Genomic DNA, 21,839 nt, shown 5'->3' with positions numbered 1-21,839 from the left:
CGAGTCAGCCCCGCAGACGATCTCTTTGCCGATTCGATGCGCGCTCGTTGTCGGCGTGACTCAGGTCACTTCAACAGCCGCGCCGGGATGGTGCCCCCTGCAGCACCACCCCGGCACGATCGGACCAGGTCACTGGTAGCTGTAGAGGCGACCCCACGTGATCGGGCCAACGACACCGTTGTTGTCGATGCGCTGTCGACCCTGGAATGAGATGACTGCATCCCGGGTGCGCGTGCCGAACGATCCGTCGATGGCGAGGTTGTAGCCGGCGTAGTTGAGCAGGCACTGCGCCTGCTTGACGGCACTCGCCGGGTAGCCGTGGTTGATCCAGATCGTCGGGTTCGAGTAGTCGAACCGGCAGTTGTCGTCGTTCCACGGCCCCGCCACGACCGCCGACGGTGCCGTCGACGCGTGCGCGCCGGGCGCCGCCACGGCGCCGACACCGGTGAGCATGAGAGCGGCCGCGCCGACCCCCGCAAAGCGCTGGACAACGTTCATCTGGTGATACCTCCAACATGTGCGCGGGACCAGGCGGTCCCGGACGTCGCAGAGGGAACGGTGCCGGGCGGGTCTAACTCCGGCCTCATCACGCTCTCACTCCTGGCACGACGTCCAGTCCGAGAACGCGACGAGGCCCGGCACTCCCATGACGGGAGAACCGGGCCTCGTACGAGTCGACGTCAGTGCAGAGTCGTCAGCGGGCTGTGGTGACCCTGGCCTGGGGCATGATGACCTCGACCATCCCGCCGGGCGCCCCTCGGCACCGACCGCTGGACGTCATCACAGCAGGCGTGGCAGGACCGGCCCGCCACGAGGAGGTAGCGGAGTTGGACACCACCGCCCCACCGACGACGACCCGGCGTCGCGCAGGACTGGCCGACCCGATGCACCCCAGCGTTCTGGGCAGCATCATCGGCGGCGCCGGCGCGACGGTGTTCGTCCTCGTCAACCGCTCTTCGCTGCCGGGGGCGTGGCCGGCGGTCGCCCTCCTGCTCTGGATCGTGCTGGTCGCGGCCGCGGTGTGGACGGTCCTGCTCCGGCCGCGCGTGCTCGCCGATCCCGAGCCGCCGAGCCGGTTCGCGGGACTGGTCTATCTCGCCTGCGTGGCCGGCATGCTGGTCGGCACCGTCGTGGGCCACGCGCTGCTCGCAGCCCTCGACCGCACCGAGCTCATGCCGGCTGTCGTGGTCCTGGCCGTCGGACTCCACTTCCTGCCGTTCGCGGCCGCGTTCCACGCCCCGGTGTTCAGGTGGCTGGGCTGTGGCGTCGCCACGCTGGGCGTGGTCGGTCTGCTGTGGGGATGGGCCGGCGGAGCGGTCGCGGCGGCAGCGGTGGCCGTCGCCGCGGGGCTGCTGATGCTCGCAGTCATCACGCACGCGGCCTGGGCCGACGGCCGATGAGCCCGCGGATCCGTCGGTTGGAGCGGCGGGAGTGGCAGACCTACCGGGCGATACGGCTGGCCGCGCTGGCGGACGCGCCCGCCGCGTTCGGGGGGACGTACGCCAACGCCGCCGCCTACCCCGAACAGACCTGGCGCGACTGGTGCGCCCAGCCGTCGTGGTTCGCCTTCGAGGGCGAGGAGCCGGTCGGGATGGTTCGCGTCGGCTCCCAGGACGCGCACGACCTTCCCGAGCTCATCTCGATGTGGGTGGCACCACAGGCGCGCGGCACCTCGACGGCCGCCGACCTCGTCGGCCGCGTCCTGAGCTGGGCCCGGGCGGAGGGTGAGCGCGGCGTACGGCTGCGCGTCATCGACGACAACCACCGAGCGCGGGCGCTGTACGAGCGAGTCGGATTCGTGCTGAACGGCACTCGAGACACCTTGCCCGACGGGCGGGCCGAGGTCGAGATGGAGTGCGTCTTCGCCTGACGCAACGGCCCGGAGGCCGCGTACGCGACCGTCATCCCGACCGCGGTCGGGCTCAGAGGTCCGCGCGGCGACGGGCGATCACGATGCCGGCCACGCCGATGACGGTGAGCGTCCCGGCCGCGGTCAGGGGCACGGTGGTCGACGGGGCCGTGCCGAGCCGGTCGGTCTGCACGGGCGGACCCGACGCCGCCTCGACCGGCCGAGTGCCACCGCCGGTCGCCCGGCCGGCGGTGGACATCGGGACCGTGACCGCCGTCGTGGCGGTCTGCGAGGCCGTGCTCGACCCGGACGCCGGCGCCTGGGCGCTCGCCGTGGACATCCCCAGCACGGCCAACGGAGCAGTGAGCGCCAGCGCTGCGCCCACCGTACGAACGGTCTTCATCTGTCTCCTGTACATCGCCCGGGCTGCCGGACCCCGACTCGCCTTCCGCGCGAATACTGGCAGGCCGCAACGCATCTCGGGCCCTTCTTGACGCATTTCTGACCGACGCCCCACGTTCTGCCCCGTCCAGGCCGCCGAGCGCGCGCGTCGTGCGGGTTCCGGCGTCCGAAAGTGGCAGGACGCGCGCACTCGGCCGGAGTGAACGCACCTCGAGGCCGCCGCGGGGCCCACCGCGGGCACGCCGGCGCCCGCGAGTCGCCGGACCGTTCGTACGCCCTCGACACAAATTGGCCTCGCTCGCCGGACGTCGGGAGCCCGATGCGCCGCCCGGGTGGCCACGGTGGAGAGATATCCGACCGAACACCTACCAGGACGGCGATCCGATGCGAAAGACCACACGCACCACCCTCGTTGGCGGTACGGCGGCTGCTCTGCTGGCCGGCGCGACCTGGCTCCCGGCATCCGCAACGACCATGCGCGACAGCACCACCGCGCGCTCCGCTGCGTTGGCGCAGACCTTCACCGAGGACTTCGACGGCCCGGCCGGCAGCGGCGTCGACGGCTCCCGGTGGACGTCCCAGACCGGCGACAACGTCGACAACCACGAGCGGCAGTACTACACGGGCGGCACGGACAACGCCGCGCTCGACGGCAACGGCAACCTGGTCATCACCGCAAAGAAGGAGAACCCCGCCGGCTACTCCTGCTGGTACGGCTCCTGCGAGTACACGTCGGCCCGGCTGAACACCGCGCAGAAGTTCACGACGACGCACGGCCACGTGGAAGCCCGGATGAAGCTGCCGCGCGGGCAGGGCATGTGGCCCGCGTTCTGGATGCTGGGGGAGGACATCGGCAGTGTCGGCTGGCCACAGTCCGGCGAGATCGACGTCATGGAGAACGTCGGCTTCGAGCCCAGCGCCGTGCACGGCACCATCCACGGCCCGGGCTACTCCGGCTCGGGCGGCCTCGGCGCGGCGTACACCCTGGCCGGCGGCACGTTCTCCGACGACTTCCACACCTTCGCGGTCGACTGGTCGCCGAACCAGATCACCTGGTCGGTCGACGGCAACGTCTACGAGACGCGGACCCCGGCGGCAACCCGTGGGTGTTCGAGCACCCCTTCTACCTGATCCTCAACCTCGCGGTGGGCGGCTACTGGCCCGGCGACCCCGACGGCAGCACCCAGCTCCCGCAGCAGCTGGTCGTCGACTACGTGCACGTGACCGGTGGCAGCTGACCCCCGCCCGCCCCTACGCGTACGGCCCCGCCCGCCGCCGGGCCGAGTGCGCGAGTCCTGCGAGTGTTCCGCCGTGAACGGCGCAGGACACGCGCACTCGACCCGGCGGATCGGCGCAGGACACGCGCACTCGGCATGACGAGGCCCGGCCTCCCACGAAGGGAGAGCCGGGCCTCGTCGTACGACTCGACGTCAGCCGAGCTCGATCAGCGGGGCTCGTCGCCCTTGATGAACGCCTCGAGCTTGGCGCGGCCGAGGGTGTCCTCGCGCTGCTCCGGCGGGGACTTCATCAGGTACGAGGACGCGGACAGCAGCGCGCCGCCGATGCCGCGGTCCTTGGCGATCTTCGCCGCACGGATCGCGTCGATGATGATGCCGGCCGAGTTGGGGGAGTCCCAGACCTCGAGCTTGTACTCCAGGTTCAGCGGCACGTCACCGAACGCGCGACCCTCGAGGCGGACGTACGCCCACTTGCGGTCGTCCAGCCACGCGACGTAGTCCGACGGGCCGATGTGGACGTTGCGGTCGTCGGCGCCGACGCCGGCCAGCGGGCCGGTCAGGTTGGACGTGACGGCCTGGGTCTTGGAGACCTTCTTGGACTCCAGGCGCTCGCGCTCGAGCATGTTCTTGAAGTCCATGTTGCCGCCGACGTTCAGCTGGTATGTGCGGTCGAGCACGACGCCGCGGTCCTCGAACAGCTTGGCCATCACGCGGTGGGTGATGGTCGCGCCGACCTGGGACTTGATGTCGTCACCGATGATCGGGACGCCGGCGTCCTCGAACTTCTTGGCCCACTCCGGGTCGGAGGCGATGAAGACGGGCAGCGCGTTGACGAAGGCGACACCCGCGTCGATCGCGCACTGCGCGTAGAACTTGTCGGCCTCCTCCGAGCCCACGGGCAGGTAGGAGACGAGGACGTCGACCTTCGCGTCCTTCAGCGCCTGCACGACGTCGACCGGCGCGGCGCCCGACTCCTCGATGGTGAGGCGGTAGTACTTGCCGAGGCCGTCCAGGGTGTGGCCGCGCTGCACCTCGACGCCCGTGGTGGGGACGTCGCAGATCTTGATGGTGTTGTTCTCCGAGGAGTTGATCGCCTCGGCGAGGTCCTTGCCGACCTTCTTGTCGTCGACGTCGAACGCCGCGACGAACTCCACGTCGTTGACGTGGTAGTCACCGAACTGGACGTGCATCAGGCCCGGCACGGTGCCGGACGCGTCGGCGTCCTTGTAGTACTCAACACCCTGAACGAGCGAGCTCGCGCAGTTGCCGACGCCGACGATGGCGACGCGCACGTTTCCCATGGGTTTCTCCTCAGTTTCCTTGCTGGTCAGTGGTTCTCGTAGAGATGTCAGTGGCGCTGCCGGCCGATCCCGCGTCGGGTGCGGGTGACGTCCGGGGCGATCCGTACGCGGTGCGCTCGGTCTCGATCAGCTCGTTGAGCCAGCGCACCTCCCGCTCGGTCGACTCCAGGCCGTGGCGGTGCAGCTCGGCGGTGTAGGCGTCCAGACGCTCGCGGCGCTCGCGGCTGGCCTCACGGGCGGCGTCCAGGCGCTCCTCGAGGCGGGACCGCCGGCCCTCGAGGATGCGCAGCCGTACGTCGGAGGACGCGCGGCCGAAGAAGGCGAAGTGGACGTCGAAGGTGTCGTCCTCCCACGCGGCCGGACCGGCGTGACCGAGGAGGGTCTGGAACTGCTCCTTGCCCTCGGCGGTCAGCTCGTAGGTGATCCGCGCGCGGCGACTGCTCAGCGAGCCGGTGCCGGCGGAGTGGACCTCGGTGATCCAGCCCCGCTCCACCAGCGAGCGCAGGCAGGGGTAGAGCGAGCCGTACGACACCGCACGGAACGCACCCAGGACCCCGGACAGCTGCTTGCGCAGCTCGTACCCGTGCAGCGGCGACTCGTGCAGCAGGCCCAGCACGGCGAGCTCGAGCACGGCGGCGCGGCGGGACGTCCCTGCCATGACGGCTCCTCTCGCGGCGGGCCGGCCGGGTGATTCGCGCCACAGCGGGCGGACGGCCGTACGGGATGACAAACTTCGCGTTTGTCAGTCGAACCGTAGCATGGATATATCGGCGCGATACATCTTTGCGACATCTCGCTTCGATCGCTCCAGGTCGATCGACCTGTCGTCACGGGCGTGCTCGTCCGCGAGACGGCGGAACGATCGTCGGGCGGGTGTGACAACGCCGAATCTGAGACAGGCGTCCAGTAGTCGGGGTTACCCTGTGCGGTCGGGCCGTCGTACGCCGTTGTTCCACTGGCCCAGGGTCGCCCCTTCGAGGGCACCACGAGCCCTGCCCTGACGGGCCATTCGTTGACCATGACGTACGAAGAGGAATCTCAGTGACGGACACCCCCGGTCCGCGCGCGCGTCGGCGCGTCGAGCGGATGGACGACGACCGCCCTCGCCCGGACGGCTTCGCCGGCAACGGCAACGGCAACGGCCGTGGCAGCGGCAGTGGACCTGGCCGCGGGAGCGGCTCCGGCGGCAACGGTTCGGGCGGCTCTCGGCCGGCCGGGCGCCCCGGTGGCGCCGGCGGCGGTCGTCGCAGCCGCGGGCTCGCGTACAAGATCGTCACCCGCACGCTGCTGGCCCTGTTCGGTCTGCTCGTCCTGGGCGTGATCGCGCTCTTCGTGATCTACCAGCGCACCGACATCCCGAAGCCGAACGCCGACGCGACCAAGCAGCAGTCGATCCTCTACTACGACGACGGCAAGACCGAGCTCGCGCGCTTCAACAGCACCAACCGCGAGAGCGTGCCGATCGAGCAGGTCCCCGCGCACGTGCGCAACGCGTTCCTGTCCGCCGAGGACCGGGACTTCTACAGCAACCGCGGCATCTCGCCGACCGGTATCGTCCGCGCGTTCTGGACCAACCTGCGCGGCGGGTCCAAGGCCGGTGGCTCGACGATCACCCAGCAGTACGTCAAGAACTACTTCCTGACCCAGGACCGCACGGTCAGCCGTAAGTTCAAAGAGGTCATGATCTCGCTGAAGATCGACCAGCGGATGTCCAAGGACCAGATCCTGGGCGACTACCTCAACACCATCTACTTCGGCCGCGGCGCGTACGGGGTCCAGGCCGCGTCGAAGGCGTACTTCGGCAAGGACGTCAGCCAGCTGAACCCCAGCGAGGGCGCGTTCCTGGCCTCGATCGTCAACTCGCCCAACCGCCTCGACCCCTCCAACGGCAAGAACTCCGAGGCGAGGGTCAACGCCCGCATGGTCTACGTGCTGGGCGGCATGGTCGACAAGGGCTGGCTGAGCCAGGAGCAGTACGCCCAGGCCCGCTTCCCGGTGGTCCAGCCGCGCAAGAAGCAGACGATCCCCGGCCCGCTCGGGTACGTCCGGGACCAGGTCCGCGAGGAGCTCACCGCCAAGATCGGCCTGTCCGACGTCGATGTCGACAAGGGCGGCCTGAAGATCACGACCACCATCAACAAGGCGTCGCAGGAGGCCGCGGTCAAGGCGGTCGAGCAGCACATGCCCTCCCAGTCGACGAGCCTGCACGTCGGTCTCGTCGCCCAGCGCCCCGGCACCGGCGAGGTCGTGGCCATGTACGGCGGACGCGATCCGCTCAACGAGGCGGACAACGCGACGTACCAGGTGATGCAGGGCGCCTCCAACTTCAAGGTGTTCGGCCTGATCGGCGGGCTGCAGGACGGCATGACCCTCGACAAGACCTACGACGGCGACTCGCCCATGAAGTTCAAGCAGTACGTCACCGAGGCCAACCCCAAGGGCGAGGTGACCAACTTCGCCGGCAAGCCGTGGGGCAAGATCACTCTGCGCAAGGCCACTGCGAACTCCGTCAACACCGTCTTCCTGCAGCTCAACCAGGACATCGGTCCGAAGAAGACCGCTGCGGTGGCGGAGGCTGCCGGAATCCCGGACACCCTGGTACGCGCCAACAACGGTGAGACCTCGTTGTCCAACATCCTCGGCACGCCCTCCGTCCACGTGATCGACATGGCGACCGCCTACAACACGATCAACAACCAGGGCGTGCGCGCGGATGCCCACTTCATCAAGAGCGTCAGCAGCACGACGGGCGGATACTCCTACACCGCGAAGCCGAAGACCGCGCGAGCGTTCGACAAGAACGTGGCCCTGACGGCTGTCAACGCGATGGAGGGCGTGGTCAAGAACGGAAGCGCCAAGAACGCGCTCAAGGGCTTCGATCGAGCTGCGGCCGGCAAGACCGGCACGGCCAACGAGAACAAGTCGGTCTGGTTCAGCGGTTTCACCCCCCAGCTGACGACGTCGGTCGGGATGTTCCAGACAGCGCCCGGCAAGTCTGCTCCCGTACAGATGACGGGGCCGGAGGGTGACCCGGCGACCGGTGGCAAGTACCCCACCGCGATCTGGCGGGCGTTCATGGAGGCGGCGCTGCAGGGCCAGCCGCCGACGGCGTTCCCGCTGCCGGACGGCATGACGGCGCCACCGACCGACGAGCCCACCAGCACGGCTCCGACCGAGGAGCCGACTGCGACGCCGGGGCCGGAGACGCCGACCAGCACGCCGGAGCCGACGCGGACCTCCGAGCCGACGCGGACGCGCACGCAGGAGCCGAGCCCGACCCGCACGCGGACGAAGGAGCCGTCGCCGACCCGGACCCGGACGAAGTCGCCCGAGCCCACGACGACGACCACCACGGACAAGCCCGGCGGCGGCAGACCGACGATCCCCACGTTCCCCGCCCAGCCGTAGACGAGCGTCCTTAGACTCGCGGCCATGCCTCGTCCGCCCGCTCGTCTCGCCGCGCCCAGCCGCGGTGACGACGTCGTCGCCCAGGCCAGTGAGGTCGTCGGCGGCCCCGTCGGCCGGTACGCCGCGATCGGCCGCCGTCCGTGGACGTACGCCGGCGCGCTGCTGTCGGCACTCGCGAGCGTGGTCGTCGCGCTGGGTGTGCTGCAGAAGAACCACTGCGTGCGGTCGGGCTGGAGCACGCCGGGCTCGCTGTGGCGTGCCTGCTACTCCGACCTGCCCGCGGCGGTGACGCCCGAGCACGGCGCGACACCGTGGTCGGGTGGTGGCCCCGGCCACAGCCAGCCGGTCCTGACCGCGTTCCTCACCTGGGTGCTGCGCTGGCTCACGCCGTCGGGCTCGGGCCTCGCCGAGCAGCGGTGGTACTTCGCCCTCGGCGCCGTGGTGATCGCCCTGCTGGTCGCGGTGACCGTCGTCGCCACGGCCGGTGTCGCGCGGTCGACCCCGTGGCTCGCGGCGCACGTCGCTCTCAGCCCCGTGCTGGTGACCGCGGCTCTCGTGTCGTTCGACATGTTCGGCGTCGCCCTGATGGCGCTCGGTCTGCTCGCGTGGTCCCGCCGGCACTCGACCTCGGCGGGGGTGCTGCTGGGCGCGGCGACGATGGCCCGCACGTTCCCTGCGGTGGTGCTGGTCGCGGTCGCGCTCGTGGCCTGGCGCGACGACCGGCGGCGCGAGCTGCGGCACGTGCTCGCCGGTGCCGCGCTCGCCGTCGTGCTCTCGCTCGTCCTCGCCTGGTCGATGGGTGGCGACCCGCTGGCGTCGTACCAGCTGTGGACCGATCAGGGCGCCGGCTACGGCTCGCCGTGGCTCGTCGCGCAGATCGCCCACGTCAGCATCCCGGCCGCTGCCCTCACCGCGCTGGCCGTCATCGGCTGGCTGCTCGCTCTCGTCGTCGGCGTCTACCTCGCCACCGACCGGGAGCGGGCGTTCGGCATCCCGCAGCTGTCCCTGGTGATGCTCGTGATCGTGATGGTCACCGGGAAGACGATCCCCGTCCAGGCGGCGCTGTGGGTGCTGCCGCTGATCGCGCTGTGCGGTCTGCGCTGGCGGGACCACCTGATCTGGGCGGCGGTCGAGGTCACCTACTTCGCCGGGGTGTGGATGTACGCCGGCACCTCCTTCAACGCCGACCGTGCGCTGCCCGCCCCGGCGTACGCGCTGCTGACCTCGGTCCGGCTGCTCGCGTACGTGGGTCTGGCGTGGCGCTGCCTGGCGGGGCAGCGCGAGCTCGACGACGCGCGAGCGGAGGGCCCGGCCGCATCGCCCGGTGCTGCTCGTACGCGGTTCGCGGGCGTCGCCGATTAGGCGCGCGCCGCGCTGCGCCGATATCCTCGTGCGGTTCCCGGTGTACTCGGGAGCCTCTTCCTGTGGATGACGCCCGCACGTCGGTGCCGCCTGGCATCGTGAGCGGCGTAGGTCCACGCCGGTGGCTCCTGCTCGTCGCTGCGACGGGCGGTGCGCCAGGGAGCACGCTGCAACCCTCCTGTCACGGAGAGACCGTGACCGCCTAGACCAAAGGAGGTGGGTTCACGCATGCGTCAGTACGAACTCATGATCATCCTCGACCCCGAGCTCGACGAGCGCACTGTCCAGCCGTCGCTGGACAAGTTCCTCACCGTCGTCACCAAGGACGGCGGCACGGTCGACAACCTCGACATCTGGGGTCGTCGCCGCCTGGCCTACGACATCAAGAAGAAGTCCGAGGGCATCTACGCGGTCGTCACCATGACGGCCGAGTCGGCCACCGCCAAGGAGCTGGACCGTCAGCTGGGGCTCAACGAGTCCATCCTGCGGACCAAGCTGCTGCGCGCCGACGCGTAGTCCTCGCAACTCCACGACCCTCAGAAGGGGAGCCCCATGGCTGCAGGCGACACCGTCATCACCCTCGTCGGAAACCTCACCCAGGACCCGGAGCTGCGGTTCACGCCGTCCGGGGCCGCGGTGGCCAACTTCACCGTTGCGTCGACGCCGCGTCAGTTCGACCGCCAGACCAACGAGTGGAAGGACGGCGAGACGCTGTTCATGCGCTGCTCGGTCTGGCGCGAAGCGGCGGAGAACGTCGCCGAGTCGCTCGGTCGCGGTGCGCGTGTCGTCGTCACCGGCCGCCTGGTCTCGCGCTCATTCGAGACCAAGGAAGGTGAGAAGCGCACGGTGATGGAGATGCAGGTCGACGAGGTCGGCCCGTCGCTGCGCTACGCCACTGCCAAGGTCAACAAGACCCAGCGGGGCGGCGGCCAGGGTGGCTTCGGCGGAGGCAACCAGGGCGGCAGCCAGGGTGGCTTCGGCGGAGGCAACCAGGGTGGCGGTCAGGGCGGCGGCAACCAGTCCGGCGGCCAGCAGGACGACCCGTGGGCGACCCAGCCCAGTGGTGGTTCCGGCGGCGGTCAGCAGTCCGGCAGCCCGCAGGGCGGTCAGGGCGGCTGGAGCACCGGCCCGTCCTACGACGAGCCCCCCTTCTAACTTTTCGTTCGGCTCCTCCTGCCGGCTGAGCTCGCAGGCTCGCCCAGCCGGCATCGTCGCCGAACGGCGTCAGGTCCGTGAAGGACTGCACTCCCAGAAACACCCCATCCCGAGCACCGCTCGGGCTCTCGGAAGGAGAGCACCACGATGGCCAAGCCCGTTGTGCGCAAGCCCAAGAAGAAGGCCAACCCGCTGAAGGCGGCGAAGGTCGAGAGCATCGATTACAAGGACACCGCGCTGCTGCGCAAGTTCATCTCCGACCGCGGCAAGATCCGCGCGCGTCGGGTGACCGGTGTGTCCGTCCAGGAGCAGCGGCTCATCGCCACCGCGGTCAAGAACGCCCGCGAGATGGCGCTGCTGCCGTACTCCAGCTCGGCTCGCTGAGCCCTGACCGTTAGGAGCGAGTCATGAAGGTGATTCTGACCCACGAGGTCTCCACGCTCGGCACCGCCGGCGACGTCGTCGACGTCAAGGACGGCTACGCCCGCAACTACCTGCTGCCCCGCCACCTCGCCACCCCGTGGACGAAGGGCGGCCAGAAGCAGGTCGACGCGATCACCAAGGGTCGCGAGATCCGCGCCGTGCAGTCGCTGGAGGAGGCCCAGTCGATCAAGGGCAACCTCGAGCACACCACGGTGAAGGTGCAGGCCCGCGCCGGCCAGTCCGGTCGCCTGTTCGGCGCCGTCACCACCGCCGAGATCGCCGACGCGGTCAAGGCTGCCGGTGTCGGCACGATCGACCGCCGCAAGGTCGAGATCGCCCAGCCGATCCGCAGCACCGGTTCCCACACGGTGCAGGTCCGCCTGCACCCCGAGGTCGCCGCCACGCTGAAGCTGGACGTCGTCGCCGCCAAGTAAGGCTGCCTCGTACGACACCGACGCCCGGTCCCGCACCCGCGGGACCGGGCGTTCGTCGTCCCCGGCGCCGCCCGGCATCCCGTGCTCATACTGCGTTCGGTGCTCCTGACTCAGCTCGAACCGCGTCAGGAGCACCGAACGCAGTATGAGCAGCCGAGGTCGGCCCTGGGGCCGCGACGTCAGCGGACGGCGCCGGTCACCAGCCAGCGGTCGGACCGCGCCCGTACGGCGAGTGCCAGCAGCCGGAACGCCATGAACGCCGCGAACGACCACCACAGCACGGTGAGGGTGTGGACGGCCGCCCCGGACACGTGCGCCCGCACCAGCAGCAGGACGGGGACGTACGCCGCCAGCACGGCCACCTGGACGACCGCCAGCGCCACCCCGTCGCCGGCTCCGATCAGGACGCCGTCCAGCACGAAGACCAGCCCCGACACCGGTTGGACCAGGGCCACGACCAGCAGAGCGGCGGCGAGCGCGTCGCGTACGGCCTGGTCGGAGGTGAACAGCAGCGGCAGCACCTGGTGCACGGCCAGCACGACGGCCCCGAGCAGGACGCCCGCGCCGAGTCCCCACCACAGCATCAGCCGGGTCGCGGCGCGCGTGCCCTCGACGTCGCCGGCCCCGAGCGCCTTACCGGTCAGCGCCTGCGCCGCGATCGCGAGGGCGTCCAGCGCGAACGCGAGGAACCCGAAGACCGTCATCGCCACCTGGTGCGCGGCCAGCGGCACGTCGCCCAGACCCGCGGCCACCCAGGTGGTCAGGAGCATGGCCCCGCGCAGCGCGAGAGTACGGATGAGGAGGGGTACGCCCCCGAGCGCCGCTCGCAGCACGCCGGTGGGGTGGGGTCGCAGCCGCGCGTGCAGCGCCCGGGCCCGCCGGGTGACGACCAGCAGCAGCCCCGCCGCCATGCCGGTCTGGGCGAGCACCGTGCCCCAGGCGGAGCCGGCGATGCCCAGGTCCAGGCCGTACACCAGGCTCAGGTTGAGCACGATGTTGGCGCCGAACCCGGTCACGGCCGCGACCAGCGGCGTCCGGGTGTCCTGGAACCCGCGCAGCACCCCGGTGGCGGCGAGGACGACCAGCATCGCGGGGACGCCGAGCGCGCTGATCCGCAGGTACGTCGTCGCCTGGGCCAGCGCGTCCGCGGACGCCCCGAACAGCTCGCACAGCGGGCCGGCCCAGATCGCCGTGGCCAGCGCGGTCACGGCGCCGAGCGCGATCGAGAGCCAGACCCCGTCCAAGCCGGCGGACACCGCGGAGCGCTCGTCGCCGGCGCCCAGCCGCCGCGCCACCAGCGAGGTCGTGCCGTACGCGAGGAAGACGTAGATGTTGGCGGCGGTCAGCAGAGCGGCGCTGGCGACGCCCAGTCCGGCCAGGGGAGCGGTGCCGAGGTGGCCGACGATGGCGGAGTCGGCGAGCAGGAAGAGCGGTTCGGCGACCAGCGCGAGGAAGGCGGGAACCGCCAGTCGCAAGATCTCCCGCTGCGCCGACGTGCGATACATGACGGTCACGGTAGTCACAGGTTGCATCGGTCTCACGATGCGAGACACATGAGGGTGCTTAATCACACCGGAGGCCGTCCGGCGTGTTGCGACAGGTCACGAAACCGTAAATTCCGCGTCATGGCGGGGTAATCGCCGGGGTGACACGCCCGACCGCAGGGCAGGCGCGCCGAGGGGCTCCGACAAATCCGGTCGACCACTTTTCCGACTCGAGTTGGAGATGGGTTGGGCGTCGGCCATAGTCGTTGACCGTGCCGCTTCGTCGGGGGACCTCGGCGGCATCATGCGCTCGTGAATGCGGGCGCATGCTGATGTTCGAGTACCACTTGGAAGGTCCCTGATGACTTACGCCCCTCGCCACCGCAAGGCCGAGCCCACGCTCGCGTCCGCCGTCGTGTCGTCCATGGCCGGTCGGCACAGCAAGGCTCTCACCGGTGTCGCCCTCGCCATCCCCACCGCCATCGGCGGTATCGGCATGGCCGACGCCGCCCAGGCCGCGCCGGTCGTCGGCACCCCGCAGGCCGCCGCGCAGCAGGTCGCCGCGACTGCCGCCGTGTCCACGCCCGCCGCAGTGTCGGCCACCTCCGCCGCCGCCGCTCTGCCGACCGCGTACCGGGCCGGGGGCGTCACCGTCCTCAGCTACGGCGACCGCGGCTCGCTCGTCAAGGTCGTGCAGGGTCGCCTGCACATCAGCCGTGACGGCTCGTTCGGCCCGCAGACCCGTCGTGCGGTCAAGGGCTTCCAGGCGCGCAAGGGCCTGGCGGCCGACGGCTACGTCGGCCCGAAGACCTGGCGCGCCCTCGGCGGCTACCCCGGCGGCACCGCCACGGCCACCACCGCTCGCGCCAGCCGGTCGGCCTCCATCTCCACGAGCAGCAACTCCAGCGTCGTGCGCATCGCGCAGCGCTACCTGGGCGTCCCGTACGTCTACGGTGGCTCGACCCCGAGCGGCTTCGACTGCTCCGGTCTGACCAGCTACGTGTTCCGCCAGATCGGCAAGGAGCTGCCGCGCTCGGCCCGCGCCCAGCAGGCCGCGGTGACCCGGGTGTCCAGCCCGCGCGTCGGCGACCTGGTGTTCTACGGCTACCCGGCGCACCACGTCGGCATCTACGTCGGCAACGGCCAGATGATCGACGCCCCGAAGCCGGGCATGCGCGTCAACCAGCGCGCGGTCTACCAGCCCGAGGTGTCCAGCTACGGTCGCGTCTGAGCGACGACTGGCATCACACGACGCGCCCCCGGGTTTTCCCGGGGGCGCGTCGTCGCGTGCAGACCGGCCCCGGCCCCGCAGGTTGCATCTGTCTCATCATGTGAGAAACCGCAGGTCCGGGGACGCTTCCCCACCCGGAACGGGATGCCGACCGCGACGCATGGCTCCGCCCGCGCCGGTGCTCGGAACCACACCGGCGTAGTTCGTCCAGCCGCGGCGGCGACGGCGTCTCCAGCCCCGTCAGTCACACGGCCCCCACCTTCCACATCGGCCCCGCGGGAGGCATAGTGCTTTCTGCCGCCCTCGACGACGGTGGTCGGGCTTTCCACCGGTGAGCGCACAGGGGTGTCGTCGCTGATCGAAAGGGCACCGGATGGCCTCGCACGAACCGCAGCACCTGCGTCCGCGTCCTCCCCGTTCGGCGGTCCGGCCCGCACTGCAGGTTCGCCGCGGCACCCTGCTCGCCACCGGCACCGCGCTGGCGGTGCCGACCTCGCTCGGCAGCGTGCTCTCCGCCGCCCCCGCCCAGGCCGCGCCCCTCCAGACCGCTGCGCCGACCGCCGCACTCCCCGGTGCCGCTCCGTCGGTCGGGCGTGCGGCACTCCCGGCGGCCCCGACCGCGCCGGTCACGGTGCTGCGCTACGGCTCGCGCGGAGACCTCGTGGAGGTCGTGCAGCAGCGCCTGCGCATCTCCGTCGACGGCAGCTTCGGCCCCCAGACGCTGACCGCGGTCAAGGCCTTCCAGCGGACGAAGGACCTCCAGGTGGACGGCGTCGTGGGCCCGTACACCTGGGCGGCGCTCGGCGGTCTTCCCTCCGGCGGCGGCGAAGACCCGGCGCCCTCGTGCACGTCCTACGTCGTGCGGTACGGCGCCAAGGGCGACGTGGTCGAGGTGCTGCAGCGGCGGCTCGGCATCCAGGTGGACGGCGACTTCGGGCCGTGGACGCTCGACGCGGTCAAGGCGTACCAGCGCAGCCACGACCTGACGGTCGACGGCATCGTCGGGCCGAACACCTGGCGGGCCCTCGGCGGCTACCCGTGCAGCGAGGAGCCGCCCAGCCGTCCCAGCGGCGCCACCGGCCAGGACGTCCTCGACATCGCCAAGCGCTACATCGGCTACCCGTACAGCTGGGGCGGCGAGACGCCGGAGACCAGCTTCGACTGCTCGGGCCTCACCCAGTACGTGTACCGGCAGGTCGGCATCTACATCCCGCGCACGTCGCTGGAGCAGTCGCGGTTCCGGCCCGGCGTCGACCTGGACGACCTGCACATCGGCGACCTCGTCTTCTTCTACAGTCCGGTCCACCACGTCGGGATCTACGCCGGCGACGGCACGATCATCGACGCATCGAGGCCGGGGACGAACATCTCGATCCACCGCATGTACACCGAACCGGTGAAGGCGATCCGCCTGCTCTGAGACCCGCCGACGCCACGACCACCGTGCGCCGGACGGCGCGCCCGAGAGGAGCACGATGCGGACTGCACAGCCGACCCCCCGCCACCTGCGACCGCAGCCGTCCCGGCTGGCGAACGTGAGGCCGGTGGTGCTCGGCAGAGGCGGTGCCGTCGTGGCGACCGGTGCGGCGATCACCGTGCCGGCCGGTCTCGGGGCGGTGGCGGCCGCGTCGCCCGCGGCGGCGGCCACCCCGGAGCTCGGCGGTGCGCCCATCGCCGCGGCCCGTCCACCTGCTGCGGCCCCGACGGCGGTGCCGACCCAGCCAACGGTGGTCGTGCTGCGCTACGGCTCCAGCGGCGACCTGGTCAGGGTGCTGCAGAACCGGGTCGGCGGGCTGTCGGTGGACGGCAGCTTCGGCCCGCTCACGCTGGCGCGCGTGAAGGCGTACCAGCGCAGCAAGGGCCTGACCCCGGACGGGTACGTGGGCACCGCCACCTGGCAGGCGCTCGGCGGCTTCCCGGGCTCCGACCCAGCACCGCCGACGCCGAAGCCACGCTGCGAACCGGTGACGGTGCTGCGGTACGGCTGGGAGGGCACCGCGGTGTCGGCCCTGCAGCGCTCGCTCGAGCTGAAGGTCGACGGCGTGTTCGGTCCGGCCACGCTGGCCGCGGTCAAGGTGTTCCAGGGCAGCCACGGCCTGGCCGCGGACGGCGTGGTGGGGCCGCAGACGTGGGCAGCGCTCGGTGGGTACCCGTGCGGCACCTCCGGCGAGCCCGGGGACGCACCGATCGGATCGCCGGACGCGCCGTACCGGATGCCGTACCCCGACGGGGTCAGGCACCAGATCACGCAGGGCCCGGGCGGGTCGACGAGCCACAACACCGTCTACAACCGCACCGCGATCGACATCGGCATGCCCTCGGGCTCGACGGTCACCGCCGCCCGCGCCGGCACGGTCCAGCGCGTCGGATGGACCTCGTACGGCGCCGGGAAGCAGATCATGATCCGGGACGACTCGGGCCGCTGCCAGGTGTACGCCCACCTGAGCGCGTACGAGGTGTACGACGGCGAGCGGGTCGCCCGGGGTGAGGTGATCGCGCGGTCGGGCAACACCGGCGACACCACCGGGCCGCACCTGCACTTCGACATCGTCGACTGCTCGAGCCTGCGGGCGATCGGTCCGGCGAACACCTACGAACGCGGCACGTCCTATCCTTCGGGCATCTGGGTCACCAGCCTGAGCTGAGCTGCCTCGACGGCCGGCGGACCACCCTCCTCGGTCCGCCGGTCGCCTGCCGGGTCGGGGGCGCCCGGCGGACCGCCACCGGACCGCCACCGGATCGCCGCGGCCGCGCGGTGCGTCCCAGGCGGCGTGAGCCGGCGAGCGTCGGCATGACGAGGAGGAGTGCGGACATGGTGACGCTGCGACGGGTCGTGGTCCTGCTGATGGCGCTGGCCCTGAGTCTGGGGGCGCAGGTGGTCGGACCGGCGGCGTCGTACGCGTGTGCGTGCGGGGCGATGATCCCGTCCGACGCGACAGCGCGCTCCGCCGGTGAGATCGGGCTGGTCCGTTGGTACGGCAGCACCGAGACCCTCACCCTGTCCATGGTGGTGCGCGGCGAGACGAGCTCGGCGGCGTGGATCATGCCCGCTCCCGCCGGCGCCGGCGTCACCCTCGGCGAGGAGGGCCTGTTCGACCGCCTGGCGAAGGCGACCCGTCCTCGGGTGGAGAAGCGGTACGACTACTGGCCTGACTGGTCGGGTGGCTCCGACGGTGCGGGCGCTCCGGGTGGAGCGGCGGGCGGTTCGCCGGCCGTGGTCGTCGAGGGGCGGACGACGGTCGGTCCGTTCGAGGTGACGACGATCGGCGGTACCGACGGCGGCGCGGTGACGCGATGGCTGACCACCCACGGCTACCCGGCGCGCACCGATCTGGCGCCGACCATGCAGTCCTACCTCGACCGCGGCTGGCGCCTCTACGCCGTACGACTCACGCCCCGGGGCGCCGCGCTCCGCGGGGAGCTGTCACCGCTCCGGCTGACGTTCGCCACCGAGGAGCCCGTCTACCCGATCCGGCTGTCCCGCAGCGCCCGCAGCCGGCAGTCCGTCGTGCTGTACGTCGCGGCGCTGCACCGGATGGAGCTGGAACCCTCGACGGCGCCGACAGGTACCGCCACCCGGGTGCGGTTCGCGGGTCGGGTCGACGGGTCGGTCGTCGGCGGGACGGAAGGCCAGCACCTCTACCTCACCAAGATGGTGCAGTCCCTCGAACCGAGCTCGATCCACGCCGACTACGTCCTGCGGCAGGCGCCGTCCGACGCGGAGGTCCACGAGGTCCGCTACGTCGACGTCGACCGCACCTGGGTCGGCGAGCTGGTGATCCTCGCCGGGTTTGGGGCCGCGCTCGTCGGGTTAGTGTTCCTGCTTCGACGTACGCGACGAGAGGGTGGCCCATGGCCCAGGTGAGCCGCACGTTCCTGGTCGACTGTCCGGCCCCGCGAGCCCTGGCGTACCTCGCCGACTTCGCGAACGCCACCGAGTGGGACCCCGGCACGGTCGCGTGCGAGCCGCTGACCGAGCCGCCCGTACGGGTGGGGTCGCGCTGGCACAACACCAGCAAGGTGCTCGGGCGCACGACCGAGCTCGAGTACACGCTGACCACGGTGGAGGGTGAGCGCGTCGTCCTCGAGGGGCGCAACGACGGGTCGACCACGCAGGACGACCTGACCGCGCGACCCGCGGCCGGTGACCGCGCCGAGATCACCTACCGGGCGACGATCACCCTGACCAAGGGCGGCGCGGTCGGCGACCTCGGGACCCGGCTATTGCTGCAGTACCTCGCGAAGAAGACGGTGCGGCAGATGACGACCGTGCTCGCGCAGCAGGGTGGCCGAGCCTGAGGGTCAGCTGCCCTCGGCGGCCTGCTTGAGCCCCTGCATCATCTGGTCCCAGTTCTGCTGGGACTCCGCGGCGGCCTCGGCGCTGGCGTTGTTGTCCTGGTCCAGGTCCAGCTGCGTGCCGCCGCCCTGCTCGGACAGCGTGTAGACGAGCGTGTGGTAGTTGTCCGGGACGTCCTCCTGGCCGCTGAGCGGGCTGAAGTGCGTCAGCTCCAGCCGCCGGTTCGGCTCGACGGCGAGGATCTCGCCCTTGTCGGTGTACTTCTTGCCCTGGAACTCCCCGGTCCAGGTGATCGGGCTGCCCGGCTGCCAGTCGCTCTCGACCCGGGCGCCCATCATGTACGTCTCCACCAGGTCCGGGTCGGTCAGCGCCTGCCAGACCCGCTCCGGCGGCGCATCGATCTGGACGGTGCTCCTGGCGACGTGACCCTTCATGACTGCTCCTCCGTGCCGTTGCGGTGTAGCCCGAATCTAGGACCGCGCGCATGTCGCTGTCTTGCACGGACGCGACACGACACGGACGGCGAGCGTTCGTGCGTCAGCCGTCAGGGGACGCAAGTGACCAGATCGCCTCGGCGTCCTCCTGATCGAGCTCGAAGAAGCCGAACCGGAGTCGGCCCAGCGGCAGGTGGTCGCGGATCTCGGCCAGCGGCACCGGAATCACCTCTCGCAGCCGCGCCGCGCGTTTGAAGGCGCCCGGGGCCATGTCACTGGGCTCCGGCTGCTCGCCGGTCACCTCACCCACCACGGTGACGGCGCGCAACGGCTCCCCGTCCGGATAGGTCATCCTCGGCGAGTAGATGATCACCCGGTCGCCGGGCGACATTCGCGCGACGGATGCGCGCTTGCCGTGGTTGGCCATCACGAACCCGCCGCGGACCCCACCCAGCGCGTGCTCGCGCGAGACGACCACGACCCAGTAGCGCAGGGTCTCCATGGGAGCGAACCTAGGTCCCGGCACCGACAGGGACGCCGCGGTGGAGGAGCTCGTCGACCGCGGCCGCGTGGGCGGCTTCGCGCGGATGAGGGAGGACGTGCCGCGCGGCTTCTGGTGGATGCACCGCGACGCCGTGCGCACCAGCGCGCCGTAGCGCCAAGATGGCGTATGGCTGAGTACGAGCTCAACAAGGACGCCGCGGCCTGGATCCGCGAGCAGATCCGGAAGAAGCAGTACGCCCTGGACAGCGACTGGGGCGACTCGCAGCCGAACGCCGAGGCGCAGAACACCTACCTGAAGAATCACTCGTGGGACGAGTACGCCCGCTGGCACCTCGGCCTGACCGTGGGGGCGAGCGACGAGACGAAGGCGCGGTACGCGTTCGTCGTCGGCGACTTCCGGCGCATCCACCGCACCGGGCTGATCGCCTGCGTCTACCGGGCCAGCGAGTGGCGGCACAAGAAGGTCGAGGTCGCGGCGCACGACCTGCTGCAGGAGCTGGACCGGGTCGCCGGCATCACCTGAGCCCGCTCCGAGTCCACCGGTGACGGTCGACACCGGGCGGACCGCGTGCGCAGACTGGACCATGAGTCTCCAGCTGCCGTCCCTCACCCGAAGAACCCTGCTGACCTCTGCGGCGACCGGCGCCCTCCTCGCCGGTGCGTCTTCGACGACCGCTCAGGCGAGTCGCCTCCCCGCCACCATCGCCCTGCCGAACGGCATCCGTCCCGAGGGCATCACCTCCGGTCCGGGCGCCACCTTCTACGTCGGCTCACTCTCCGACGGCCGGATCGTCACCGGCAGCCTGCGCACGGGATCCGTACGCACGCTCCTGCCCGGCGCGACCGGCCGCTCGATCCGTGGCCTGTTCCACGACCCGCGCACCGGTCTGGTCTGGGCCGTCGGCAACGTTGGGACGGTCGGCCACGTCTGGGCGGTCGACGACCGCACCGGCGCCGTCGTGTCCGACACGGTGATCCCGGGCGCGGTGTTCCTCAACGACCTGGTGGTCACGCGGCGCGCGGTGTACGTCACCGACTCGCAGGTGGACCGGCTCACGGTCGTCCCGCTCGGCCGCGGAGGACGTCCGCTCGGGGCGGCAGCGGCCTTCGTCCCGCTCGGCGGCGTCTGGCCGGCGGGCGACGGGGTGAACATCAACGCCAACGGCATTCGCGACCTGCCGGGCGGCTCGCTCGTGCTCAACAACTCCCGGGTCGGCGGGCTCTGGGAGGTCGATCCGACGACCGGTGTCGCCCGGCGGATCCCGGTGTCCGGTGGTCCCGGCATCGTCTCCGGGGACGGCCTCGAACGACGCGGCGCGACGCTGTGGAACGTCCGCGGCTCCGGGCCGAACCAGGTCGCCGTGATGCGGCTCGCCTGCGGCGCCGACGGCTGGCGGGCGACCTGGGTCAGTGCCGTCACGGCGCCCACGCTGGACGTCCCCTCGACCGCGACGTACGCCGTCGGGGCGCTCTGGGCGGTCAACGCGCGGTTCGGCGTCCCGAGCTCGGACACCGCGACGTACTCGATCAGTCGTCTGCCCACGCGCTGACCTCGGCGGCCGAGCAGTGAAAGCGGTCGGCGCGACGCTGCAGGAGAGGGAGGAGGCGCGGGCCGGAGACGAGATCGTCGCTGCGCCGGACGTCGTCATGGACCGGGCGTTCACGGTGCCCGGTGCGCCGACGGCGGTCTGGCCATGGCTGGTGCAGCTGGGCAAGCGGCGGGCCGGTTGGTACCTGCCGACGGGCGTGGAGCTGCTGATCCCGCGTCGTCGGCGCGCGGCGCGGGTGCTCGACCCGCGGTGGCAGTCGCTGGAGGTCGGGGACGTGATTCCCGACTACGGCGGACGCGACGAGACGTTCACCGTCGCCGACCTGCTCACGCCCCGACACCTGGTGTACGTCTCGCGACGCAGCCGCACCGAGATCACGTGGTCGATCACGCTGCGCCCGGTCGACGGGCCGGACCCGCGGACCCGGGTGCTGCTGCGCCTGCGGATGGCCCCGGTCCGCCGGGTGCTGCTGGCCCGCACGCTCGGGGAGCTGGTCGACCTGCTGACGATTCTCGGACTTGCCGCCGGCCTCCGCGAACGCCTCACCCCTCGTTGATCCGGCGGAGCGCCTCCCCGCTGGTCGAGCCGGCCGGGAGCGCCTCCCCGCTGGTTGAGCCGGCCCGGAGCGCCCTTCCGCTGGTTGAGCCGGCCCGGAGCGCTAGCGCAGGGACGTGTCGAAACCCGGTGAGACGCAGGGAGACTCGAGCGGGCGCGGCTGCGGTGGTTTCGACTCGGGCTCGCGCTGGGGCGCTCGCCCGGCTCAACCA

At 71.3% G+C, this 21,839-nt stretch carries 26 protein-coding genes; 19 read left to right on the top strand and 7 right to left on the bottom strand.

The window, feature by feature from the left end; genetic code table 11:
• Positions 1-129: 129 nt before the first annotated feature.
• Positions 130-498 carry a peptidoglycan-binding domain-containing protein gene (locus P4R38_RS06335; RefSeq protein ID WP_275237836.1) on the bottom strand — a complete coding sequence of 123 codons (369 nt, stop codon included), beginning with the start codon at positions 496-498 and terminating at the stop codon, positions 130-132.
• Positions 499-725: 227 nt separating this feature from the next.
• Here P4R38_RS06335 and P4R38_RS06330 point away from each other — a divergent pair, with 227 nt between their 5' ends.
• Both P4R38_RS06330 and P4R38_RS06325 read left to right on the top strand, forming a co-directional pair.
• A complete protein-coding gene (locus tag P4R38_RS06330; protein ID WP_277191495.1) occupies positions 726-1,400 on the top strand; it encodes a hypothetical protein in 675 nt (224 codons plus the stop codon).
• The gene (locus tag P4R38_RS06325) at positions 1,397-1,870 is read left to right on the top strand and encodes a GNAT family N-acetyltransferase (protein ID WP_277191494.1); all 474 of its coding nucleotides are present in this window, start codon (positions 1,397-1,399) and stop codon (positions 1,868-1,870) included. Before P4R38_RS06330 ends, P4R38_RS06325 begins: the two co-directional genes overlap by 4 nt.
• Positions 1,871-1,922: 52 nt before the next feature.
• On the opposite strand, the gene P4R38_RS06320 is transcribed toward P4R38_RS06325, so the two are convergent.
• Positions 1,923-2,252, bottom strand: a complete 330-nt coding sequence (locus P4R38_RS06320; protein ID WP_277191493.1) for a hypothetical protein — start codon at positions 2,250-2,252, stop codon at positions 1,923-1,925.
• A gap of 383 nt (positions 2,253-2,635) precedes the next feature.
• Between P4R38_RS06320 and P4R38_RS06315 the strand changes: the two genes are divergently transcribed.
• Together P4R38_RS06315 and P4R38_RS06310 are read left to right on the top strand one after the other, a co-directional pair.
• Positions 2,636-3,382, top strand: coding sequence for a glycoside hydrolase family 16 protein (locus P4R38_RS06315; protein ID WP_277191492.1), 747 nt, complete (start codon positions 2,636-2,638; stop codon positions 3,380-3,382).
• Positions 3,358-3,489: a hypothetical protein gene (locus P4R38_RS06310; RefSeq protein WP_277191491.1), complete on the top strand. Its 132-nt coding sequence runs from the start codon at positions 3,358-3,360 to the stop codon at positions 3,487-3,489. Before P4R38_RS06315 ends, P4R38_RS06310 begins: the two co-directional genes overlap by 25 nt.
• A gap of 206 nt (positions 3,490-3,695) precedes the next feature.
• Here the strand turns inward: P4R38_RS06310 and P4R38_RS06305 are convergent, their stop codons facing one another.
• Positions 3,696-4,790, bottom strand: a complete 1,095-nt coding sequence (locus P4R38_RS06305; RefSeq protein ID WP_275237832.1) for an inositol-3-phosphate synthase — start codon at positions 4,788-4,790, stop codon at positions 3,696-3,698.
• Positions 4,791-4,800: 10 nt separating this feature from the next.
• Positions 4,801-5,448, bottom strand: a complete 648-nt coding sequence (locus tag P4R38_RS06300) for a PadR family transcriptional regulator (protein WP_275237831.1) — start codon at positions 5,446-5,448, stop codon at positions 4,801-4,803.
• A gap of 383 nt (positions 5,449-5,831) precedes the next feature.
• Between P4R38_RS06300 and P4R38_RS06295 the strand changes: the two genes are divergently transcribed.
• From P4R38_RS06295 to rplI, 6 genes are all read left to right on the top strand, one after another.
• Positions 5,832-8,198 (top strand): transglycosylase domain-containing protein, encoded by a 2,367-nt coding sequence (locus P4R38_RS06295; RefSeq protein ID WP_277191490.1) that lies wholly within the window; start codon positions 5,832-5,834, stop codon positions 8,196-8,198.
• A gap of 24 nt (positions 8,199-8,222) precedes the next feature.
• A complete protein-coding gene (locus P4R38_RS06290) occupies positions 8,223-9,560 on the top strand; it encodes a glycosyltransferase 87 family protein (RefSeq protein WP_275237829.1) in 1,338 nt (445 codons plus the stop codon).
• A gap of 228 nt (positions 9,561-9,788) precedes the next feature.
• Positions 9,789-10,076 carry a 30S ribosomal protein S6 gene (gene rpsF, locus P4R38_RS06285; protein WP_275237828.1) on the top strand — a complete coding sequence of 96 codons (288 nt, stop codon included), beginning with the start codon at positions 9,789-9,791 and terminating at the stop codon, positions 10,074-10,076.
• Positions 10,077-10,112: 36 nt separating this feature from the next.
• The gene (locus P4R38_RS06280; RefSeq protein ID WP_275237827.1) at positions 10,113-10,715 is read left to right on the top strand and encodes a single-stranded DNA-binding protein; all 603 of its coding nucleotides are present in this window, start codon (positions 10,113-10,115) and stop codon (positions 10,713-10,715) included.
• A 147-nt stretch (positions 10,716-10,862) separates the two neighbouring features.
• Positions 10,863-11,099: a 30S ribosomal protein S18 gene (gene rpsR / locus P4R38_RS06275; RefSeq protein WP_275237826.1), complete on the top strand. Its 237-nt coding sequence runs from the start codon at positions 10,863-10,865 to the stop codon at positions 11,097-11,099.
• Between the two features lie 23 nt (positions 11,100-11,122).
• Positions 11,123-11,572 (top strand): 50S ribosomal protein L9, encoded by a 450-nt coding sequence (rplI, locus tag P4R38_RS06270; RefSeq protein WP_275237825.1) that lies wholly within the window; start codon positions 11,123-11,125, stop codon positions 11,570-11,572.
• A gap of 179 nt (positions 11,573-11,751) precedes the next feature.
• On the opposite strand, the gene P4R38_RS06265 is transcribed toward rplI, so the two are convergent.
• Entirely contained in the window at positions 11,752-13,077 is a 1,326-nt protein-coding gene (locus tag P4R38_RS06265; protein ID WP_342803869.1) for an MATE family efflux transporter, read from the bottom strand.
• Positions 13,078-13,417: 340 nt separating this feature from the next.
• Here P4R38_RS06265 and P4R38_RS06260 point away from each other — a divergent pair, with 340 nt between their 5' ends.
• The 5 genes from P4R38_RS06260 to P4R38_RS06240 all read left to right on the top strand — a co-directional run bounded on the left by P4R38_RS06260 (position 13,418) and on the right by P4R38_RS06240 (position 18,586).
• On the top strand, positions 13,418-14,287 hold the full coding sequence (locus P4R38_RS06260) for a C40 family peptidase (protein WP_277191488.1): 870 nt from the start codon (positions 13,418-13,420) through the stop codon (positions 14,285-14,287).
• 373 nt (positions 14,288-14,660) lie between these two features.
• The gene (locus P4R38_RS06255; protein ID WP_277191487.1) at positions 14,661-15,707 is read left to right on the top strand and encodes a C40 family peptidase; all 1,047 of its coding nucleotides are present in this window, start codon (positions 14,661-14,663) and stop codon (positions 15,705-15,707) included.
• A 124-nt stretch (positions 15,708-15,831) separates the two neighbouring features.
• The gene (locus P4R38_RS06250; protein ID WP_277191486.1) at positions 15,832-16,932 is read left to right on the top strand and encodes a peptidoglycan-binding protein; all 1,101 of its coding nucleotides are present in this window, start codon (positions 15,832-15,834) and stop codon (positions 16,930-16,932) included.
• 167 nt (positions 16,933-17,099) lie between these two features.
• Complete coding sequence (locus P4R38_RS06245) at positions 17,100-18,152, top strand: DUF2330 domain-containing protein (RefSeq protein ID WP_277191485.1); 1,053 nt, start codon at positions 17,100-17,102, stop codon at positions 18,150-18,152.
• Complete coding sequence (locus P4R38_RS06240; RefSeq protein WP_277191484.1) at positions 18,140-18,586, top strand: SRPBCC family protein; 447 nt, start codon at positions 18,140-18,142, stop codon at positions 18,584-18,586. Before P4R38_RS06245 ends, P4R38_RS06240 begins: the two co-directional genes overlap by 13 nt.
• A 3-nt stretch (positions 18,587-18,589) precedes the next feature.
• Here P4R38_RS06240 and P4R38_RS06235 read toward each other — a convergent pair whose 3' ends face one another.
• Positions 18,590-19,018 (bottom strand): SRPBCC family protein, encoded by a 429-nt coding sequence (locus P4R38_RS06235; protein WP_277191483.1) that lies wholly within the window; start codon positions 19,016-19,018, stop codon positions 18,590-18,592.
• A gap of 103 nt (positions 19,019-19,121) precedes the next feature.
• A complete protein-coding gene (locus P4R38_RS06230; RefSeq protein WP_277191482.1) occupies positions 19,122-19,520 on the bottom strand; it encodes an EVE domain-containing protein in 399 nt (132 codons plus the stop codon).
• On the opposite strand from P4R38_RS06230, the gene P4R38_RS06225 reads away from it, so the two are divergent.
• The 4 genes from P4R38_RS06225 to P4R38_RS06210 all read left to right on the top strand — a co-directional run bounded on the left by P4R38_RS06225 (position 19,519) and on the right by P4R38_RS06210 (position 21,628).
• Positions 19,519-19,674 (top strand): hypothetical protein, encoded by a 156-nt coding sequence (locus P4R38_RS06225; protein ID WP_277191481.1) that lies wholly within the window; start codon positions 19,519-19,521, stop codon positions 19,672-19,674. The genes P4R38_RS06230 and P4R38_RS06225 overlap by 2 nt on opposite strands.
• 14 nt (positions 19,675-19,688) lie before the next feature.
• Positions 19,689-20,045, top strand: coding sequence for a hypothetical protein (locus P4R38_RS06220; protein WP_277191480.1), 357 nt, complete (start codon positions 19,689-19,691; stop codon positions 20,043-20,045).
• Between the two features lie 61 nt (positions 20,046-20,106).
• Positions 20,107-21,072, top strand: a complete 966-nt coding sequence (locus tag P4R38_RS06215; protein WP_277191479.1) for an NHL repeat-containing protein — start codon at positions 20,107-20,109, stop codon at positions 21,070-21,072.
• A 16-nt stretch (positions 21,073-21,088) separates the two neighbouring features.
• Positions 21,089-21,628 carry a hypothetical protein gene (locus P4R38_RS06210; RefSeq protein WP_277191478.1) on the top strand — a complete coding sequence of 180 codons (540 nt, stop codon included), beginning with the start codon at positions 21,089-21,091 and terminating at the stop codon, positions 21,626-21,628.
• The last annotated feature ends 211 nt before the right edge of the window (positions 21,629-21,839 follow it).

Source organism: Luteipulveratus flavus (assembly GCF_029439465.1).
Taxonomy (GTDB): domain Bacteria; phylum Actinomycetota; class Actinomycetes; order Actinomycetales; family Dermatophilaceae; genus Luteipulveratus; species Luteipulveratus flavus.
The sequence above is the reverse complement of the archived record's forward strand: the minus strand, read 5'-3'. Positions and strand labels throughout refer to the sequence as shown.

Coding starts and splice junctions, on each gene's coding strand:
- P4R38_RS06335 (WP_275237836.1), bottom strand. CDS start 498: ATGAACGTTGTCCAGCGCTTTGCGGGGGTCGGCGCGGCCGCTCTCATG.
- P4R38_RS06330 (WP_277191495.1), top strand. CDS start 726: ATGATGACCTCGACCATCCCGCCGGGCGCCCCTCGGCACCGACCGCTG.
- P4R38_RS06325 (WP_277191494.1), top strand. CDS start 1,397: ATGAGCCCGCGGATCCGTCGGTTGGAGCGGCGGGAGTGGCAGACCTAC.
- P4R38_RS06320 (WP_277191493.1), bottom strand. CDS start 2,252: ATGAAGACCGTTCGTACGGTGGGCGCAGCGCTGGCGCTCACTGCTCCG.
- P4R38_RS06315 (WP_277191492.1), top strand. CDS start 2,636: ATGCGAAAGACCACACGCACCACCCTCGTTGGCGGTACGGCGGCTGCT.
- P4R38_RS06305 (WP_275237832.1), bottom strand. CDS start 4,790: ATGGGAAACGTGCGCGTCGCCATCGTCGGCGTCGGCAACTGCGCGAGC.
- P4R38_RS06300 (WP_275237831.1), bottom strand. CDS start 5,448: ATGGCAGGGACGTCCCGCCGCGCCGCCGTGCTCGAGCTCGCCGTGCTG.
- P4R38_RS06290 (WP_275237829.1), top strand. CDS start 8,223: ATGCCTCGTCCGCCCGCTCGTCTCGCCGCGCCCAGCCGCGGTGACGAC.
- rpsF (WP_275237828.1), top strand. CDS start 9,789: ATGCGTCAGTACGAACTCATGATCATCCTCGACCCCGAGCTCGACGAG.
- P4R38_RS06280 (WP_275237827.1), top strand. CDS start 10,113: ATGGCTGCAGGCGACACCGTCATCACCCTCGTCGGAAACCTCACCCAG.
- rpsR (WP_275237826.1), top strand. CDS start 10,863: ATGGCCAAGCCCGTTGTGCGCAAGCCCAAGAAGAAGGCCAACCCGCTG.
- rplI (WP_275237825.1), top strand. CDS start 11,123: ATGAAGGTGATTCTGACCCACGAGGTCTCCACGCTCGGCACCGCCGGC.
- P4R38_RS06265 (WP_342803869.1), bottom strand. CDS start 13,077: ATGTATCGCACGTCGGCGCAGCGGGAGATCTTGCGACTGGCGGTTCCC.
- P4R38_RS06260 (WP_277191488.1), top strand. CDS start 13,418: ATGACTTACGCCCCTCGCCACCGCAAGGCCGAGCCCACGCTCGCGTCC.
- P4R38_RS06255 (WP_277191487.1), top strand. CDS start 14,661: ATGGCCTCGCACGAACCGCAGCACCTGCGTCCGCGTCCTCCCCGTTCG.
- P4R38_RS06245 (WP_277191485.1), top strand. CDS start 17,100: ATGGTGACGCTGCGACGGGTCGTGGTCCTGCTGATGGCGCTGGCCCTG.
- P4R38_RS06240 (WP_277191484.1), top strand. CDS start 18,140: ATGGCCCAGGTGAGCCGCACGTTCCTGGTCGACTGTCCGGCCCCGCGA.
- P4R38_RS06235 (WP_277191483.1), bottom strand. CDS start 19,018: ATGAAGGGTCACGTCGCCAGGAGCACCGTCCAGATCGATGCGCCGCCG.
- P4R38_RS06225 (WP_277191481.1), top strand. CDS start 19,519: ATGGGAGCGAACCTAGGTCCCGGCACCGACAGGGACGCCGCGGTGGAG.
- P4R38_RS06230 (WP_277191482.1), bottom strand. CDS start 19,520: ATGGAGACCCTGCGCTACTGGGTCGTGGTCGTCTCGCGCGAGCACGCG.
- P4R38_RS06220 (WP_277191480.1), top strand. CDS start 19,689: ATGGCTGAGTACGAGCTCAACAAGGACGCCGCGGCCTGGATCCGCGAG.
- P4R38_RS06215 (WP_277191479.1), top strand. CDS start 20,107: ATGAGTCTCCAGCTGCCGTCCCTCACCCGAAGAACCCTGCTGACCTCT.